The organism is Pseudomonas palmensis (genome assembly GCF_049942755.1).
In the GTDB taxonomy this organism is placed as follows: Bacteria; Pseudomonadota; Gammaproteobacteria; order Pseudomonadales; family Pseudomonadaceae; genus Aquipseudomonas; species Aquipseudomonas palmensis.
Genome location: NZ_CP187958.1, coordinates 3675564 through 3691944, shown reverse-complemented (window position 1 = coordinate 3691944; position 16381 = coordinate 3675564). Strand labels below are relative to the sequence as shown.

The 16381-nt window shown below is 66.9% G+C and carries 18 protein-coding genes and 1 riboswitch; of the genes, 3 read left to right on the top strand and 15 right to left on the bottom strand.

Annotated features, from left to right (window positions below):
• The first annotated feature begins 114 nt into the window (after nt 1-114).
• Nucleotides 115-1389, top strand: coding sequence for an OmpP1/FadL family transporter (locus ACPRTJ_RS17090; RefSeq protein WP_043862525.1), 1275 nt, complete (start codon nt 115-117; stop codon nt 1387-1389).
• Between the two features lie 41 nt (nt 1390-1430).
• Here ACPRTJ_RS17090 and ACPRTJ_RS17085 read toward each other — a convergent pair whose 3' ends face one another.
• On the bottom strand, nt 1431-2366 hold the full coding sequence (locus tag ACPRTJ_RS17085; protein ID WP_043862526.1) for a LysR family transcriptional regulator: 936 nt from the start codon (nt 2364-2366) through the stop codon (nt 1431-1433).
• A gap of 113 nt (nt 2367-2479) precedes the next feature.
• On the opposite strand from ACPRTJ_RS17085, the gene ACPRTJ_RS17080 reads away from it, so the two are divergent.
• The gene (locus ACPRTJ_RS17080; RefSeq protein WP_043862527.1) at nt 2480-2746 is read left to right on the top strand and encodes a DUF2798 domain-containing protein; all 267 of its coding nucleotides are present in this window, start codon (nt 2480-2482) and stop codon (nt 2744-2746) included.
• 7 nt (nt 2747-2753) lie between these two features.
• Here the strand turns inward: ACPRTJ_RS17080 and ACPRTJ_RS17075 are convergent, their stop codons facing one another.
• The 14 genes from ACPRTJ_RS17075 to cobO form a co-directional block, all read right to left on the bottom strand.
• On the bottom strand, nt 2754-3305 hold the full coding sequence (locus ACPRTJ_RS17075) for a glutathione peroxidase (protein ID WP_043862528.1): 552 nt from the start codon (nt 3303-3305) through the stop codon (nt 2754-2756).
• Nucleotides 3306-3456: 151 nt separating this feature from the next.
• Nucleotides 3457-4665, bottom strand: coding sequence for an MFS transporter (locus ACPRTJ_RS17070; protein WP_043862529.1), 1209 nt, complete (start codon nt 4663-4665; stop codon nt 3457-3459).
• A gap of 63 nt (nt 4666-4728) precedes the next feature.
• Complete coding sequence (locus tag ACPRTJ_RS17065) at nt 4729-5133, bottom strand: MarR family winged helix-turn-helix transcriptional regulator (protein WP_043862530.1); 405 nt, start codon at nt 5131-5133, stop codon at nt 4729-4731.
• A 40-nt stretch (nt 5134-5173) separates the two neighbouring features.
• Complete coding sequence (locus ACPRTJ_RS17060) at nt 5174-6367, bottom strand: cellulase family glycosylhydrolase (protein ID WP_116052135.1); 1194 nt, start codon at nt 6365-6367, stop codon at nt 5174-5176.
• Nucleotides 6368-6489: 122 nt separating this feature from the next.
• Nucleotides 6490-7218 carry an adenosylcobinamide-GDP ribazoletransferase gene (locus tag ACPRTJ_RS17055; protein WP_078479793.1) on the bottom strand — a complete coding sequence of 243 codons (729 nt, stop codon included), beginning with the start codon at nt 7216-7218 and terminating at the stop codon, nt 6490-6492.
• Nucleotides 7218-7787 carry an alpha-ribazole phosphatase family protein gene (gene cobC / locus ACPRTJ_RS17050; RefSeq protein ID WP_116052136.1) on the bottom strand — a complete coding sequence of 190 codons (570 nt, stop codon included), beginning with the start codon at nt 7785-7787 and terminating at the stop codon, nt 7218-7220. The genes ACPRTJ_RS17055 and cobC overlap by 1 nt, the downstream gene beginning before the upstream one ends.
• Entirely contained in the window at nt 7784-8839 is a 1056-nt protein-coding gene (gene cobT, locus ACPRTJ_RS17045; RefSeq protein ID WP_088514024.1) for a nicotinate-nucleotide--dimethylbenzimidazole phosphoribosyltransferase, read from the bottom strand. Before cobT ends, cobC begins: the two co-directional genes overlap by 4 nt.
• Nucleotides 8840-8841: 2 nt before the next feature.
• Nucleotides 8842-9357 (bottom strand): bifunctional adenosylcobinamide kinase/adenosylcobinamide-phosphate guanylyltransferase, encoded by a 516-nt coding sequence (gene cobU, locus ACPRTJ_RS17040; protein WP_054914690.1) that lies wholly within the window; start codon nt 9355-9357, stop codon nt 8842-8844.
• A gap of 1 nt (nt 9358) precedes the next feature.
• Nucleotides 9359-10813, bottom strand: a complete 1455-nt coding sequence (locus ACPRTJ_RS17035; protein WP_078479796.1) for a cobyric acid synthase — start codon at nt 10811-10813, stop codon at nt 9359-9361.
• The gene (gene cobD, locus ACPRTJ_RS17030; protein WP_426427137.1) at nt 10810-11802 is read right to left on the bottom strand and encodes a threonine-phosphate decarboxylase CobD; all 993 of its coding nucleotides are present in this window, start codon (nt 11800-11802) and stop codon (nt 10810-10812) included. The genes ACPRTJ_RS17035 and cobD overlap by 4 nt, the downstream gene beginning before the upstream one ends.
• Entirely contained in the window at nt 11795-12703 is a 909-nt protein-coding gene (gene cbiB / locus ACPRTJ_RS17025; RefSeq protein WP_426427136.1) for an adenosylcobinamide-phosphate synthase CbiB, read from the bottom strand. Before cbiB ends, cobD begins: the two co-directional genes overlap by 8 nt.
• Nucleotides 12703-13350, bottom strand: a complete 648-nt coding sequence (gene bluB, locus ACPRTJ_RS17020) for a 5,6-dimethylbenzimidazole synthase (protein ID WP_286900380.1) — start codon at nt 13348-13350, stop codon at nt 12703-12705. The genes cbiB and bluB overlap by 1 nt, the downstream gene beginning before the upstream one ends.
• Nucleotides 13347-14642 carry a cobyrinate a,c-diamide synthase gene (locus ACPRTJ_RS17015; protein ID WP_043862540.1) on the bottom strand — a complete coding sequence of 432 codons (1296 nt, stop codon included), beginning with the start codon at nt 14640-14642 and terminating at the stop codon, nt 13347-13349. The genes bluB and ACPRTJ_RS17015 overlap by 4 nt, the downstream gene beginning before the upstream one ends.
• Nucleotides 14639-15250, bottom strand: a complete 612-nt coding sequence (cobO, locus tag ACPRTJ_RS17010; protein WP_043862541.1) for a cob(I)yrinic acid a,c-diamide adenosyltransferase — start codon at nt 15248-15250, stop codon at nt 14639-14641. Before cobO ends, ACPRTJ_RS17015 begins: the two co-directional genes overlap by 4 nt.
• A 135-nt stretch (nt 15251-15385) precedes the next feature.
• A riboswitch (cobalamin riboswitch) is annotated at nt 15386-15607 on the bottom strand.
• Nucleotides 15608-15757: 150 nt separating this feature from the next.
• Between cobO and ACPRTJ_RS17005 the strand changes: the two genes are divergently transcribed.
• Nucleotides 15758-16336: a hypothetical protein gene (locus ACPRTJ_RS17005; protein ID WP_058541005.1), complete on the top strand. Its 579-nt coding sequence runs from the start codon at nt 15758-15760 to the stop codon at nt 16334-16336.
• Nucleotides 16337-16381: the final 45 nt, after the last annotated feature.

Sequence of the window (16381 nt, the reverse complement as noted above, 5' to 3'; positions counted from 1 at the left end):
GCGAATCTGGTCGGATTGTCCTACAAAAACGCGGTATCTCCTGATTTAGAGCCTATAGCGCACGTCCAAAATTATTGATACTTTGCGCTCCGGTGATCCCATGGAGTTCTAATAATGAAAAAAGTAATACTCAAATCCTCACTCGGCCTCGCTGTCGCTTTCGCATCAACTCAACTCTTCGCCAGCGGTTTTGCCCTCAACGAGCAAAGCATCAGTGGCATGGGCACAGGTTTCGCGGGTCGTTCTTCTTCTGCCGATGACGCCAGCACCGTGTTTGGCAACCCTGCCGGCATGTCCCGCCTCAAACGCGAACAAGTGACCGTCGGCGGCGCGGCCATCATTGCCAAGTCCGACATCAAGGGCAGCGGCACCTTCGGTGGCAGCAACGACGGCGACATGGTCCCCGTGGTTGGCGTACCGATGGGCTACTACGTCAAGCCGATCGATGACCACTGGGCATTCGGCTTCGGGGTCTACGTGCCTTTCGGCCTGATCACCGACTACGAGCACGGCTTTGCCGGCCGCTACTTCGGCAGCAAGAGCGAAGTTCAGGTCGTGACCCTGCAACCGACCATCAGCTACGCCTTCAACGACAAGGTCTCGATCGGTTTCGGCCCGACCATCAACCGTATCGACGGCACCCTGGAGTCCGCCGCGCTGAACCGCGCCACCCCAGGCAGCAACGACGGCAAGGTCAAGATCACCGGTGACGACACCGCCGTCGGCTACAACATCGGCGTGATGGTGCAGGCCACCGACAGAACCCGCGTCGGCCTGACCTACCACTCGATGGTCGACTACAAGCTCAAGGGCGACACCAAGATCAGCGGCCCGGGCTTCGGCCCGTTCAGCGGCAGCAAGTTCGACGCCTCGCTGAAGATCAAGACCCCCGAGTCGGTCGACTTCTCGGTCACCCACGAACTGGATGACAACTGGACCCTGTACGCGGGCAGCACCTGGACACGCTGGAGCCGCCTGGAGTCCATCGTGGTCAACAACGAAGGCACCGGGCCACTGGCACCGGCACTGGGCCAGATCGCCGAAGAACAGAACTGGCACGACACCTGGGCCCACGCCATCGGCGCTGCCTACAAGCTGAACAAGGAATGGACCCTGCGCGCCGGCTTCTCCGTCGACCAGTCGCCAGCCAACAACCAGAACCGTTCGCCACGCATCCCAACCGGCGACCGCAAGGTGTTCAGCCTGGGGGCAGGCTGGAACCCGAGCGACGACATGACCATCGACGTGGCCTACTCGTACCTGATGGAAGAAGACGTCAAGATTCACCAGAGCACCGCCATCACCGACCCTTCGTTCAAGGGCTCGTACAACGCCAAGTACGAAAACAGTGCACACGGCCTGGGTGCTTCGCTGACCTACCGCTTCTGATCGCTGTTGCATGAAAAAACCGCCTTCCAAAGGCGGTTTTTTTATGCCCGCGCGCGCACGCGCCAGGCCTGCGCCAGGCAGTCCTCCACATACGCCATGAAGGCCCGCACCTTGGGCGTCAGCGCCGAGCGGTCGGCCACGCACAGGTAGATGTCCATGGGCGAGGTCTGTGCATAGGCCTGGTGGGGTTGGGCATATTCGAACAGCGGCACCAGTTGCCCGTTCTCCAGGTAAGGCCGCGCCACGAACTCGGCCAGGCGCACGATCCCACCCCCCATCACCGCCATCTGTGCCAGCACGTCGATGTCATCGCTGATCGACACATCCCCGAACTCGGCATCGAAACGCAGGCCGTCACGCACAAAGCCCCACCGCAGAAAACGGCCGTCCACCGGGTAACGGAACACCAGGCAGCGATGCCCCTTCAAGGCTTCCGGGGTGCCGGGCCGGCCGGCACGCTCCAGGTAGGCAGGCGCTGCGCAACAGATGAACGGGATCTGGGCAACGTGCCGCGCCAGCAGGCCGTCTTCCAGCTGGGGGGTGATGCGCACGCTCACGTCAATCGACTCGCGCGCGTGGTCCACACGCCGGTCGCTCGTAAGCAATTCAATTGAAAGCTGCGGATAGCGCAGGTTGAATGCCGGCATCAGGGGCGCCAGCACATAGCGCGCGAAGGCCGAAGAAGAGGAGATGCACAACCGGCCCTGGGGTTCGCCGTCATCGGACGTGACGGCCAGCTGCGCCAGCTCCAGATCACGCTCCACATGCCTGACCTTGTCGTAATAGGCGCGACCATTGGGCGTCAACGCCATGCTGCGGGTGGTGCGGGCCAGCAGGCGCACTTGCAGATGGGCTTCCAGGCGCGCGATGTTCTGGCTCACTGCGGCGGCGCTCAAGCCCAGGGTGCGGGCCCCACCGGCGATGCTGCCAGCCTCGACCACCTTGATGAAACTGCGTATCGAGCCCAACAGGTTCACGGCCAAACTCCAGGATTCGTAAGGTTCTCTTTATAAAGACCTAAGCTGGCGTCGTCTACCTCGTACCCTGGCAGCCTGCTAGTCTGGCGCCTCCCCTACCTTCAGGAGCCTGCATGACCAGCCAGACCCGCCCTCGCCCACGCCTGAAACTCGGCGTACGCGCCACCCCCTACGTATTCGCGTTCTACATGTCATCGATCATGGCGCTGCTGATGTGCTTCGTGATCACTGCCGCCAACAGCGGGGTCGGCGAGCATTACCTGGCCAATGTGCTCAAGGCCTACCAGCTGGCCATGCCGGTGGCCTTCGCCTGCGTGCTGGTGGTACGGCCGATCGTGCTCAAGCTGGTGGCCTGGACCGTCCACCCGGGCAAGGCCTGAGCCCGCCTCAGGGCTGCGAGGCGATGGCCTTCTCGATGGCAGCCCTGAACGCTGGATCGTCCGGCTTGGTCAGGCTGGAGAAGCTGGCCACCACCTTGCCCTGACGATCGACCACATACTTGTAGAAATTCCACCTGGGCGCATTGCTCTGCCTGGCCAGCTCGCGAAACAGCGGCGTGGCGTCGTCGCCGCGCACCTTCTGTGGCTCGGTCATGGTGAAGGTCACGCCGTAGTTGGCATAGCACACCTTGGCGGTCTTCTCGCTGTCGGCGTCTTCCTGCTTGAAGTCGTTGGACGGCACCCCGAGCATTTCCAGGCCCTGCCCGTGATAAGCCTTGTAGGTGCTCTCGAGCCCTTCGAATTGCGGCGCGAAGCCGCAATAGCTGGCGGTGTTGATCACCACCAGCGGCTTGCCGGCGAAGCGCTCGCACAGGTTCACCTGTTCCTTGGCGCGCAGCTTGGGCAACTCGCCCTGCAGCAAGGCCGGGCAGTCGGCGGCCAGCACGGCCCCCGAACCGGCCAGGATCAATAGCGGTACCAACAGCCAGCGTGCGTACATGGTGCGTCTCCCTTGCCTGAGTGCAGGGGTTCAGCTTACGCCTAGCACACGCCCATGCCCAACTGCATCAGCGCCAGACCGCCCTGGTGCCAGCCCCACCACACCAGCGCCAGCACCAGGCCAGCCAGCACCAACGCTACCAGGCGCGCGGTCATGCCGCCTCCGGCCGCGCCTGCAGCCGCGCCACCGGGCGCTCGCGCACCGGCCAGTTGAGCGCGGCAGCCAGCAGGCTGAGCAGGATCGAGATCTGCCACACCAGATCATAGTTGCCGGTACGGTCGTACACCACACCGCCCAGCCAGCCGCCCAGGAATGCGCCCAACTGATGGAACAGAAAGACGATGCCGCCCAGCATGGACAGGTTGCGCACCCCGAACAGGGTGGCGACGGTGCCGTTGGTCAGCGGCACCGTCGACAGCCACAGCAGGCCCATGGCGATACCGAACAGGTAGGCGCTGAACTGGGTCACCGGCGCCCACAGGAACAGCACGATCACCACCGCCCGCAGCAGGTACAGGGTGGTCAACAGACGCGGCTTGGACATGCGCCCGCCCAGCCAGCCGGCGGTGTAGGTGCCGACGATATTGAACAGACCGACCAGTGCCAGCACCGTGGTGCCGATGGTGGCCGGCAGGTGCTGGTCGACCAGGTAGGCCGGCAGGTGCACGCCGATGAACACCACCTGGAAACCGCACACGAAAAAGCCCAGCGCCAGCAACCAGAAGCCCGAGTGCGAACAGGCTTCGCGCAGCGCCTGCATCAGGGTCTGTTCGTGCCCCTGGCTGGGCAGCGGGTTATCGCGCAGCATGCCCACCAGCGGCACGATGAAGGCCACCAGCAGGCCCAGCACCAGCAATGCCGCCGACCAGCCCAGCCAGCCGATCAGGCCCAGGGTGCCCGGCAGCATCGCGAACTGGCCGAAGGAGCCTGCGGCGCTGGCGATGCCCATGGCCATGCTGCGCTTGTCTGCCGGCACGGCACGCCCTACCACACCCAGGATCACCGAGAACGAGGTGCCCGACAGGCCGATGCCGATCAGCAGCCCGGCACTGAGCGACAGTGACCACGCCGAGTCCGCCATGCCCATCATCACCAGCCCCACGGCGTAGAGAATGCCGCCGATGATCACCACCTTGGCCGCGCCCAGGCGATCGGCCAGGGCACCGGCAAACGGCTGGGCCAGGCCCCAGATCAGGTTCTGCAAGGCGATGGCGAAGGCGAACACTTCGCGCCCCCAGCCGAATTCGGCGCTCATCGGCGCCAGGAACAGGCCGAAGCCATGCCGCACCCCCAGCGACAATGCCAGGATCAGCGCCGCCCCCAACAGCACCCAACCGCTCGTGCGCCATACCGATGTCATTCTTGTTCTCCCAGACCGCCGCAAGGTTACACGGGTATATACCCGCTTATTGGTGTAATACGCTCAAGCCAACTGTTCCAACAGGCGCACCAGTTCATCGCGCTGCCCTTCGCCAAGGTTGCTCACCAGGGCATCCTGGGCCTGCTCCCAGGCAGGCGTGGCGGCCACCAGGCGCGCCAGGCCCTTCTCCGTCAGCAGTACGATGCGGTTGCGCAAGTCGACACCTTCGGCCAACGCCACCAGGCCGTCGGCTTCCAGCACCCGCACGTTGCGACCCAGCGTGCTGCGATCCAGGCCCATGGACTCGGCCAGCACCGAGATGCTGGGCTGATCGAGGCGCTGCAGATGCCGCAGCAGGGAAAACTGGGCGACATTGATGCCGAAGCCCACAAGGGCTTCGTCATAGTGCCGGCTGACCCCACGGGCGGCCCGGCGCAGATGAGTACAGATGCAATGGCTCTTCAACATAGATGCGTGTATATACCCGTAGTTATCAGGATGCAAGCGTTCAGTGGGGTGCGCCATTGAGGGCAAGGCGTTTTCGAATCGGTTCCAACAGGCTGGAGGGCGTGCGCTTGAGCGGGTCCGGCAGGCCCTTTTCGATCGCCTGCCAATAAGCCCACGGCACTTTGGCGCTGCCCAGCTCGTAGTCCATCCCGTCCCAGCTGTCTTCGCGAAAGCTGTAGAAGGCCCAGTGCACCTGCTGGCGATCTAGGGTGCCCAGTACATCCTCCAGATAGGTGGTACAGCCTGCCCAGCGGCGCATGCAGCCGAACTCGCCGGCCACCAGGCGATTGGCCGGCACCGCGTGCCTGCCGGCCCAGTCCAGCGGGCGCTGCAGATACTGCTGCACCCGGGCCTTGTTCCATTGCGCAACGCTGCCGCCAAAGGGCGCGGGCCCAGGGTAGGCATAGGGCGTGGCGCGCTCCAGGTTGGGCGCGCTGGTGGCCGCGTAGGGTTCGTACATGTGAAAGCTGTAGAGCAGGCGCTGGTCGTCGAGCGCGCCAGGCCAGTACTCGAAGGCATCGGCCGCGGCGTACCAGCCGGCATCGAGCATGACCGGGGTGAGTGGATCGACTTCGCGTATCGCCGCCACCAACTGGCGATACAGCGCCGGCAGGTCGCGGGTGCTGCCCTGCCGCTGTCGGTACCAGGCGCGCATCTGCTCGGCGCTGGCGTGCTCGGCCAGGCCGCCGAGTTTCTCGGGCGCCGGTTCGTTGATCAGGTTGTAGGCCGCCACCGCCGGATGGTCCTTGAGCGCCCGCGCCAGGTCACGCCAGAAGTCGGCGGCCTGGGCCCAGTAGGCCTTGTCCTGCCAGAGCCGGTCATCGAACTGGCCGGCGTTGTTCTGTGCCCAGCGCATGCCGGGCAGTGAGAGGGGCGTGATAACGACCTTGAGGCCTGCGGCGTGCGCGCGGTCCAGGGTGGCCTTGAGCGTGGCAAGGTCGGCGGCCGGCAGCCCTTGGTAGGTATCGGCATTACCGAGCAGAAAATCACGCTGCGCCGCTTGCCACTTGTCATAGGACAACCGCACCCAGCTCGCCCCGTAGCCGTGCAGCGCCTCGAAATAGGCCTGGTCGGGCGGCAGGCGGTTGAAGCTGTTGCCGCCATGGCGCGGCGTGTTCCAGAAGTCGATCAGGTCGGCGGCGTGGGCCGGCAGGGACGAACAGGCGATAAGGCAGGCCAGCAGTTGGTTGCGCATCGGGGCACCCCGCAAAGACAGAGGGACGTAAGGCTAGCGCTTGCGAAGGCTGACCACGTGCTGCATTCAGTTGCAAAACACTACGGATTCATGACCGCAGCGAAGAGCTCCTGACAGCCCCTTCAGAGTGCCAGGCTTACCACCACCGCCAGCTCCAGCAGCTCCAGCAACGCCCCTGCTGTATCCCCGGTGGTGCCCCCCAGGCGCTTGAGCATCACCTGGCGCAGCAGCGCGAACACCAGCAGCGCCACGCCCACGGCCAGGATACCGTTCCATCCCGCCAGCACCAGGCACCCCAAACCGGTCGCCAGCAACACGGCTTTGGCTTCGCCACGCGGCAGATGCTCGGCCAGCGCCTGTCCCAGGCCGCCTGCGCGCACATACGGCGTGCACAGGAACAACCCCAGCATCGCCGCCCGCCCCAGTACCGGTGCCAGTAGCAGGCCCACCGCCTGCCCGCTGTCGACCAGCGCGAGCAACGCGCAGAACTTGAGCAGCAGCACCAGTACCAGCGTCACCACCGCAATCGGCCCGCTGCGCGGGTCCTTCATGATCGTCAGGGTGCGTTCGCGATCGCCGAACCCGCCCAGCCAGGCATCGGCGCTGTCGGCCAGGCCATCCAGGTGCAACGCACCGCTCAACCACACCCAGATGCACAGCAGCAGGGCCGCCTGCAGCATCGGCGGGCTGCCCGCCAGCAGCGTGCTGGCGGCCCACAACACCCCGCCGAACAACAGCCCCACCAGCGGGTAGCACAGCAGGGAGCGCCCCATCTGCTCGGGCGCGGGCATGCCCGCCAGGCGCACCGGCAGGCTGCTGAGAAACTGCAGGGCAATCCAGAACGCCTGCATCAGGCGATTTCCGCGAAACGACCGTCGGCCGCGCAATGCAGACGGTGCACCGCGCCGTGCCCGACCACCACCTGCAGCAGCTGCTCGCGCGGCAGGCCGCGGGCACGGGCCAGCAGCAGGCGCATCACGCCGCCGTGGGTCACCAGCAGCACGCGCTCGCCGGCGTGGGCCTGATACGCCCGCGCCATGGCCGCCAGCACCCGCTCGGCAAACGCCGTGACCGGCTCGCCACCCGGCGGCGTGAAGGCATAAGGGTCGGCCCAGAACAGCCCCAGGCCCTGTTCGTCGGTAAGCATGAGGTCGGCGGTGCTGCGCCCCTCCCAGTCGCCGAAGTGCAGCTCCTGCAGGCCGGTCTCCAGTTGCATGGGCACGCCCACCTGATCGGCAAGTTCTTCGGCGAATCGCGCGCAGCGCTGCAGCGGCGAGCTGATGATCCGCGTCCACGGCCCGCCCTCGACCACAGCCGCACGCATCTGCGCCCAGCCAAGTTCGGTCAGCGCGTCGTCCAGGCTGCCGCGCAGCCCACCGCCCAGTTCGGTTTCACCATGACGCAGCAGGTCGACGATCATGTATCGCGGTCCGCCACCGCCGCCTCGGCGAAGGTCGCCATCTGCCCGTGCAGGTCGCAGGCCATGCGCAGCAGCGGTACCGCCAGCGCCGCCCCGCTGCCCTCGCCCAGGCGCAGGCCCAGCTCCAGCAGCGGTTGCGCCTGCAACGCTTCGAGCACCCGCTGGTGCCCGGGCTCGGCGCCGCGATGACCGAACAGCAGCCAGGCCCGGCAACCGGGGTTGATGCGCGTTGCAACCAGCGCCGCCACGGTGCAGATAAAACCGTCCACCAGCACCACGATGCCTTGCTGCGCGCACGCCAAGTACGCCCCCACCAGCGCGGCAATCTCGAAGCCGCCAAAGCACAACAGCTGCTCCAATGGGTCGTCGGCCAGCGCCGCGTGGGTGAGCAGCGCGCGTTCGATCACGCGGGTCTTGTGTTCGACACCGGCAGCATTCAGGCCAGTGCCGGGGCCGGTCAGCTCGCCAGGGGTGCATTTGAGCAATGCACTGGCCACCGCACTGGCAGAGGCCGTGTTGCCGATGCCCATTTCGCCGCCGATGAACAGTTGCGCCCCGGCGTCACGCGCACGCAAGGCGCTCTCGCGCCCGGCCTGCAGCGCCAGGCGCCCCTGCTCGGCGGTCATTGCCGGCACCTGGGCGAAGTTGGCGGTGCCCGCCCCGATGCGCAGATGGCGTACACCGGCAAGTTCCAGGGTCAGGTCGACCGTCCCCAGGTCGACCACCTCCAGCTGCGCACCCAACTGGCGGGCCAGCACGCTGATGGCTGCGCCGCCGCCGACGAAGTTCTGCAGCATCTGCCGCGTGACCACCTGCGGATAGGCCGAAACCCCCTCGGCCACCACGCCGTGATCGCCCGCGAAAATCGCGATCCATACCTGCCGCACGCCAGGCTTGAGCTTGCCCTGCAAGCCCGCCAGCTCCACCGCAACCTGCTCCAGCCGGCCCAGTGAGCCGGCTGGTTTGGTCAGCTCGCGCTGGCGCTCCAGCGCCTGTTCGCGCACAGCCAGGTTGATCGGCTGACACGCGTTCTGCCACCAGTTTTGACTCATGTTCAGGCTCCCTTGAGCGTAAGCGGCAGGCCGGCAACGGTCAGCACCACGTGCTGGCAACGTTCGGCAATGGCCTGATGCAGCCAGCCGGCTTCATCGACGTAACGACGGGTCAGCTCGCCCATGGGCACCACGCCCAGGCCGGTCTCGTTGCTGACCAGGATGATTTCACCCGGCAACTGCGCCAGGCAGTCCAGCAGTGCATCGCGCTCGGCGGCCAGGCGCTCGGGGTCTTCGAGCATCAGCAGGTTGGTCAGCCACAGGGTCAGGCAGTCCACCAGCAGGCAACGCTCGGGCGCGGCGGTTTCGCGCAGCACCCGCGCCAGCGCCAGCGGCTCCTCGATCAGCGCCCACTCGGCAGGGCGACGCGCACGGTGCAGTTGCACGCGGGCATTCATTTCACCGTCCAGCGGCTCGCTGGTGGCGATATAGGTCACCGCCAGCGCGCTGTCGACGGCGTATTGTTCGGCCAGGCGGCTCTTGCCCGATCGGGCGCCGCCAAGAATCAGCTTGAGCATGTCAGTCCAGCCCGCAGAGTTGACGAAGCCGGGCGCCGTCCAGGTGCGTGTCCACCAGGTCGGCCAGGCGTTCGATGTCCAGTTCACGCAGAGCATGGTAGTCCACCTGCTGCACATCGTTCAGGCCAGCCCAGCGCAGCAGCGCCGTGCACGAATGCGGCGACTCGAACAGGCCGTGCAGGTAGGTGGCCAGGATCTGCCCATCGGCGCTGACCGCGCCATCGCTGCGACCGTCGGCCAACTGTACGGCGGGCTGCGCCAGCGCCGGCCCGCAGGTGACCCCGGCATGGATCTCGTAGCCACTGACGGGCGCCTGCTCCAGGTTCAGCGTGCCGCTGACATTGCGCAGCTGCTTCTCGGCCTCCAGCTGCGTGCTGTAGTCCAGCCAGCCCAGGCCCGCGCTGCTGCCGGCGGCGCCTTCAAGGCCCAGTGGGTCATGCACGTGGGTCCCGAGCATCTGCAGGCCACCACAGATGCCCAGCAGTTTGCCGCCGTAGCGCAGGTGGCGGGTTATCGCCTCCTCCCAGCCGCGCTCGCGCAGGTGTGCCAGGTCGCTGCGCACGCTCTTGGAGCCCGGCAGGATGATCAGGTCGGCCGGCGGTATCGCGTCGCCCGGCCCGATGAACTGCAGATCCACCTGCGGATGCAGGCGCAGCGGATCGAAGTCGGTATGGTTGCTGATGCGCGGCAGCACCGGCACGATCACCTTGAGCACCTGCGCGGCTTTCTGGCCCTGGCGTCGGTCCAGGCCATCCTCGGCCTCCAGATGCAGGTCCAGCACATACGGCAGCACGCCCAGCACCGGCTTGCCGGTACGCGCCTCGAGCCAGTCCAGGCCGGGCTGCAGAAGGGCGATGTCGCCACGAAAGCGGTTGATCACGAAGCCCTTGACCCGCGCCTGCTCGCTGGGCGACAGCAGCTCCAGGGTGCCGACCAGGTGTGCGAACACCCCGCCGCGGTTGATATCGGCAATCAGGATCACCGGGCAGTCGACCGCCTCGGCAAACCCCATGTTGGCGATGTCCCCGGCCCGCAGATTGATTTCGGCCGGCGAGCCCGCGCCCTCCACCATCACCACCGGGTAGGCGTCGCTCAGGCGCTGGTGCGAGGCCAGTACCGCCTGCATGGCGATGGCCTTGTAGTCGTGATAGGCCACCGCGTTCATGCTGGTGACCGCGCGGCCATGCACGATCACCTGGGCTCCGGTCTCGCTGTTGGGCTTGAGCAGTACCGGGTTCATGTCGGTGTGCGGCGCCAGCCCGGCGGCCTGGGCCTGCACCGCCTGGGCGCGGCCGATTTCGCCGCCGTCGGCCGTCACCGCACTGTTGAGCGCCATGTTCTGCGGCTTGAACGGCACGACACCCACGCCCTGGCGCGCCAGCCAGCGGCACAGCGCGGTCACCAGGGTGCTCTTGCCGGCATCGGAGGTGGTGCCTTGCACCATCAGGGTGGTCATGGGTGTTCCTTGCGGTAGTCGTCCAGCGCCTGGACCAGGCGCTGCCAATCGGTGTCGGTGGCCGGCAGGCCGAAACGCAGGCTGCCCAGGTGTTCGAACAGGCGCAGCAGGATGCCGCGCCGCGCCATGAACTGGTGCAACTGCGCGGCGTGGGCAAGCTCCAGGTACTGGAACAGGTCGCAGCCGCCGGCCGGCGTGAAACCGGCAGCATCGAGTACCTGCGCCAGGCGTGTGCTGGCCTCGGCGCAGCGGGTGATCTGGCGCTGCTGGGCGCCATGGTCGAGCAGGCAGGCCTGGCCCAGCACCCGCGTGGGCCCGGCGATCGACCAGGGCCCCAGTTGTTCGGCCAGCAGCTGCAGCAGTTGACGTTCGGCCAGCACGAAGCCCAGGCGTACACCGGCCAGGCCGAAGAACTTGCCGAACGAGCGCAGCACGATCAGCCCGTTGCGCCAGGTTTCGGCGGCGATGCTGTGTTGCGGGGTGTTGTCCATGAACGCTTCATCCACCACCAGCCAGCCACCGCGCTGGGCCAGGCGGGCGTGCCAGCCCAGCAGGCGCTCGGCGCTCAACAGACGCCCGGTGGGGTTGTTGGGGTTGACCACCACCAGCACATCGACGCTGTCGAGAAAGAACTCCACCTCGGCCTCGCCGACTTCACGCACGCGGTGCCCGGCGCGCCGCCAGCCCTCGGCATGTTCGGCGTAGCACGGCGACAGCACACCGACCTTGCCACTGCGACGCAAGCGCGGCAGGGCCTGGATGGCGGCCTGGGACCCGGCCACCGGCAGCAGTTGCGGCACGCCGTAGTACTCGCGGGCCGCCTGCTCCAGGCCATCGTCGGTTTCGGGCAGGCGTGCCCAGGCGCGCAACGGGATCTCGGGGATCGCGAAGGGCCACGGCGCAATGCCGCTGGACAGGTCGACCCAGTCCTGCACTGCGATGCCGTACTCCAGCACCGCCCGTTGCAAACGACCACCGTGTTCAAGCATAGAATTGCGCCCCCACGCACAACAGCAGCAACCACAACCACACGCCCTTGCACACCAGTTGCCAACCACGCTCGATGGCGTCAGCATCGGCCGGCGGGCCTTCGCCCAGTTGCGGGCGCTGGTGCAGCTCGCCGTGGTACACCGCCGCGCCGCCCAGCTCGACACCCAGCGCACCGGCGCCAGCTGCCATCACCGGGCCGGCGTTGGGGCTGTCCCACAACGGCGCCTGACGGCGCCAGCAGCTCAGTGCCAGGCGCGTCCTGCCCAGCACCGCGTAGGTCAGGGCCACCAGCCGCGCCGGAACATAGTTGAGCAAATCGTCGATGCGCGCTGCGGCCCAGCCAAAGCGCTCGAAGCGCTCGTTGCGATAGCCCCACATGGCATCCAGGGTATTGCTCAGGCGATACAGCACCACACCTGGCGCCCCCGCCACCACGAACCAGAACAGGGCGGCGAACACTGCATCGCTACCGTTCTCCAGCACCGATTCGGTGGCGGCACGCGCCACGGCGGTGTCATCCAGTTCGCCGGTTTCACGGCTGACCAGGTAGCCCACGCGGCGGCGCGCTTCGTCCAGGTCGCCGCCACGCAGCGCCTCGGCCACGGGCCGTACATGCTCGCCAAGGCTGCGCATGCCCAGCGCGCAGTACAGCGCCAGTATCTCAACTAGCCAGCCGATGTAGGGCAGCCACGACAGCACAGTGACCAGCAAAGTCAGGGGCACCACCGCCAGAAACCACGCGGTAACGCCATGGCTGCGCCAGCCACGACCGCCGGCATTGAAGCGTTGTTCCAGGCGTCCGGCATAACGGCCGAACGCGACCAGCGGGTGTGCGCGCCGGGGCTCGCCCAGCAAGGCATCCAGCGCCACCCCGGCCACACTCAGCAAGGCCACACTCATCAACGCTCTCCCCAATGGTTTTCGTAGAGCATCTCGCTCAATGGCCGCTCGCGGGCCCAGCCTTCGAGCACCAGCATGGGCACCTCGTAGAACGCCTCGACCGGGCCCAGGCACAGTACCGCCAGCGGTTTGGCACCGGCCGGCATGCCCAGCAGGTCGGCCAGTGCCTGCGGTTCGAACAGCGACACCCAGCCCATGCCCAGGCCCTCGGCACGGGCCGCCAGCCACAGGTTCTGGATGGCGCACGACAGCGAGGCCAGGTCCATTTCCGGCAAGGTGCGACGGCCGAAGATGTGCGCCTCGCGCCCGTCCATCAGCGCCGCCACCAGCACCTCGGCGCAATCGTTGATGCCCTCGACCTTGAGCCGCATGAAATCGTCAGAACGCTGCCCCAGTGCCTCGGCGGTGCGCACCCGCTCCTGCTCCACCAACGCCTGGATCTGCTGGCGCAGCTCACGACGGGTGATGCGGATGAAACGCCAGGGCTGCATCAGACCCACGCTCGGGGCCTGGTGCGCCGCCTGCAGCAGGCGTGCCAGCAGCTCGGGGGCCACCTCGCCGCCGCTGAAATGGCGCATGTCGCGACGTTCGCCGATGGCGCGGTAGACCGCCGCGCGCTCGGCGTCGTTGAAGGCCTGGTCGCTCATGGTGCCAGCAGCGCCGCCAGCGCAGACGGGTTGGACGGGAAGTAGAAATGCACATACGAGGCCGTCAGCCGGCCGCAACGGTACACCGCCTCGGCGCCGCGCCCGCCGTTGGGGCTTTGCCCGCGGGCGATGGGTTCGAGCGCGGTGCTGGTCAGCGAATGGTGATAGGTATGCCCGCGCAGGGTGCCCTCGGGCAGCTCTACCGCTTGCAGGGCCAGGGCCGCCAGGCGCTTCTGCATCACCGCCTCGCCCGGCAGCAGGCCGGCCAGTTCGGCCCGTTCGCCGGCCACATCGGTCAGTGCATCGAGCAGGTAGAGCATGCCGCCGCATTCGGCCAGCAAGGGCTTGCCGGCCTGGTGATGGGCCCGGATCGCCGCCAGCATCGGCGTGTTGGCGGCCAGCGCATGGTGGTGCAGCTCAGGGTAGCCGCCGGGCAGGTACAGGCTGTCGCAGTCTGGCAGCAGGCGGTCGTGGATCGGCGAGAAGAAGCTCAGCTGTGCGCCCATCTCGCGCAACAGGTCCAGGCTGGCGCCATAGGTGAATGCGAAGGCTTCGTCGCGCGCCACGCCGATCCGCACGCCGGCCAGCAGTGGCTCGATGCTGCGCGGCTGCGGCGCATCGAAGGCCACCGCCGGCGGCAGGGCCGACTCGCAGCTGTCGCCCAGGGCGTTGGCGGCGGCGTCCAGGCGCAGGTCCAGGTCGGTCAGTTCGCTGGCCTGCACCAGGCCCAGGTGACGGCTGGGCAGTTCGATGCCGGTTTCCCGCGACAGCCCGCCGTACCAGCGCAGGCCTTCGGTCAGGCTGCCTTCGAGCAGTTGCGCGTGACGCAGCGAGCCCACCCGGTTGGCCAGCACGCCGGCAAACGGCAGGTCGGGCTGGTAGCGCGCCAGGCCCAGGGCCAGCGCGCCGAAGGTCTGGGCCATGGCCGTGCCGTCGATCACCGCCAGCACCGGCACGCCGAAATGCCGCGCCAGGTCGGCGCTGGACGGCGTACCGTCGAACAGCCCCATCACCCCTTCGATCAGGATCAGGTCGGCGTCGGCGGCGGCTTCCCACAGCAGGCGCCGGCTTTCCTCGGCGCCGACCATCCACAGGTCCAGCTGGTACACCGGTGCGCCACTGGCGCGCTCCAGAATCATCGGGTCGAGAAAGTCCGGGCCACACTTGAACACCCGGACCTTGCGCCCCTGGTTACGGTGCAGGCGCGCCAATGCGGCCGTCACCGTGGTCTTGCCCTGGCCAGATGCAGGTGCCGCGATCAGCACCGCCGGGCAATGACGGGTTTGCCTCATAGTTCCACGCCCTTCTGGGCACGGATGCCGGCCTGGAAGGCATGCTTGACCATGCCCATCTCGGTCACGGTGTCGGCCAGCTCGATCATCTCGGGCTTGGCGCCGCGGCCGGTGACGATCACATGCTGCATCGGTGGGCGTGCCTGCAGGTCGCCGAGCACCTGGTCGAGGTCGAGGTAGCCGTGCTTGAGGGCGATGTTGAGCTCATCGAGCACTACAAAACCGATGGCCGGGTTCTGCAGCAACTGGCGCGAAACCGCCCAGGCAGCCTCGGCGGCGGCGATGTCGCGCTGGCGGTCCTGGGTTTCCCAGGTAAAGCCCTCGCCCATCACGTGGTAGCGCACCTGTTCGGGGAAGCGGCGGAAGAACAGCTCCTCGCCGGTGCTGTTGCGGCCCTTGATGAACTGCACCACGCCGCATTGCATGCCGTGGCCCAGGGCCCGCGCCAGCATGCCGAAGGCCGAGCTGCTCTTGCCCTTGCCGTTGCCGCTGAGTACCAGCAGCAGGCCGCATTCATTGGGCGAGTTGGCAATGCGTTCGTCGATTACCGCTTTTTTGCGCAGCATGCGCGCCAGATGGCGTTCGTCGCGATCGGTGGTGTCGGTCATCGGAGGCTCCGTGGGCAACTGGCGCGCACAGGGACCGGGGGGATCGAGTCGGCGCGACAGCAGGTTGGCGATGGCACACGGAAAACGCGCAGGCCCTGCCACTGGCCGGGAGAACCGCGCATCACCCTCCGTGATGCCGTTGATCTGTGACAGGCCGGTCTCCGGGCTCATGGGCGGGTCTGATCGACCCGGATCGCGCGCCTTCCCGGGCTGTTGCACCCAGTGGCCCTGCGCGATCCCGACTCATTTACCGTTGCGGGGGCAGCGCCGGAATCGCACGTTGCACGTGCCCACCGGCTTCCCTGTTTCACCCTGCCGGCACCTTGGCCGCAGAGCACCTGAAACAAGTCGCGAAGGTTAGAGGGTTGGGCCATGAGCGTCAATCAAAGGCGCTGCGAAGCGGTCTGGATCAATGGCATTTATGTCATCTTGTGTCACACTCACTGCAGTGATATCACATAGCCATTATCCGCACCTCTCCGATCCACAATAACAATGGAGCACGGCATGCAAGGTCTGATCATCAACAACCCGCGTCTGGAGTTCCTGCGCCCCGCCCTGGAACGTTGGGCCGAGTGCCTGGAGCGCTACAACCAGACCCTGGGCGACAGCGACGCCCCCTACTGGCAAGGCGTGCAAAGCAACCTTGGCGTGCTGAGCGCGGCCGCCTGGCAGGCGGAGCTGGTGACCTTGCAGGGTGCGCAGACCAAGAAGCAGCGCGACGAAGGCGAGCGTGCGGCGCACTGCGACCTGGTGATCGCCAGCAAGGAAGAGACCGCCTACCTGCAAGCCACCCAGCGCTGGCCACGGGTCGGCAAGCTCGACCTCACCGATGCCCTGCAGGAGAGCGTCGCCCAGGCTCGCCTGGTGGGCTATGCCAGCCAGCTCAAGGTCGCCGCGCTGTTCGTCAGCCCGTACAAGGCCGGGCAACACGCCAGCCCCGAAGAGCTTCAGGACCTGGTCGACGACCTGCAAAAGCACAATGCATGCGCCATCGCCTGGGTGTTCCCCTATGGCTACCGCAAACTGCACGACGACGTGGGCCGCTACCACCCCGGCATCGCGCTGCTGCTCAAGCAGGCCTGAGCCCCTGTCGAGGGAACCTCGCCGACGTGCCCGCCTCTACCTTAC

Bases quoted from the DNA above. Each gene is read 5' to 3' on its own strand.
- cobT (WP_088514024.1), bottom strand. From the start codon at position 8,839: ATGAGTCAAAACTGGTGGCAGAACGCGTGTCAGCCGATCAACCTGGCT.
- cobO (WP_043862541.1), bottom strand. From the start codon at position 15,250: ATGACCGACACCACCGATCGCGACGAACGCCATCTGGCGCGCATGCTG.
- ACPRTJ_RS17090 (WP_043862525.1), top strand. From the start codon at position 115: ATGAAAAAAGTAATACTCAAATCCTCACTCGGCCTCGCTGTCGCTTTC.
- ACPRTJ_RS17080 (WP_043862527.1), top strand. From the start codon at position 2,480: ATGACCAGCCAGACCCGCCCTCGCCCACGCCTGAAACTCGGCGTACGC.
- ACPRTJ_RS17065 (WP_043862530.1), bottom strand. From the start codon at position 5,133: ATGTTGAAGAGCCATTGCATCTGTACTCATCTGCGCCGGGCCGCCCGT.
- cobD (WP_426427137.1), bottom strand. From the start codon at position 11,802: ATGCTTGAACACGGTGGTCGTTTGCAACGGGCGGTGCTGGAGTACGGC.
- ACPRTJ_RS17005 (WP_058541005.1), top strand. From the start codon at position 15,758: ATGCAAGGTCTGATCATCAACAACCCGCGTCTGGAGTTCCTGCGCCCC.
- ACPRTJ_RS17055 (WP_078479793.1), bottom strand. From the start codon at position 7,218: ATGCAGGCGTTCTGGATTGCCCTGCAGTTTCTCAGCAGCCTGCCGGTG.
- ACPRTJ_RS17015 (WP_043862540.1), bottom strand. From the start codon at position 14,642: ATGAGGCAAACCCGTCATTGCCCGGCGGTGCTGATCGCGGCACCTGCA.
- ACPRTJ_RS17060 (WP_116052135.1), bottom strand. From the start codon at position 6,367: ATGCGCAACCAACTGCTGGCCTGCCTTATCGCCTGTTCGTCCCTGCCG.
- cobC (WP_116052136.1), bottom strand. From the start codon at position 7,787: ATGATCGTCGACCTGCTGCGTCATGGTGAAACCGAACTGGGCGGTGGG.
- cbiB (WP_426427136.1), bottom strand. From the start codon at position 12,703: ATGAGTGTGGCCTTGCTGAGTGTGGCCGGGGTGGCGCTGGATGCCTTG.
- ACPRTJ_RS17035 (WP_078479796.1), bottom strand. From the start codon at position 10,813: ATGACCACCCTGATGGTGCAAGGCACCACCTCCGATGCCGGCAAGAGC.
- ACPRTJ_RS17075 (WP_043862528.1), bottom strand. From the start codon at position 3,305: ATGTACGCACGCTGGCTGTTGGTACCGCTATTGATCCTGGCCGGTTCG.
- bluB (WP_286900380.1), bottom strand. From the start codon at position 13,350: ATGAGCGACCAGGCCTTCAACGACGCCGAGCGCGCGGCGGTCTACCGC.
- ACPRTJ_RS17070 (WP_043862529.1), bottom strand. From the start codon at position 4,665: ATGACATCGGTATGGCGCACGAGCGGTTGGGTGCTGTTGGGGGCGGCG.
- cobU (WP_054914690.1), bottom strand. From the start codon at position 9,357: ATGCTCAAGCTGATTCTTGGCGGCGCCCGATCGGGCAAGAGCCGCCTG.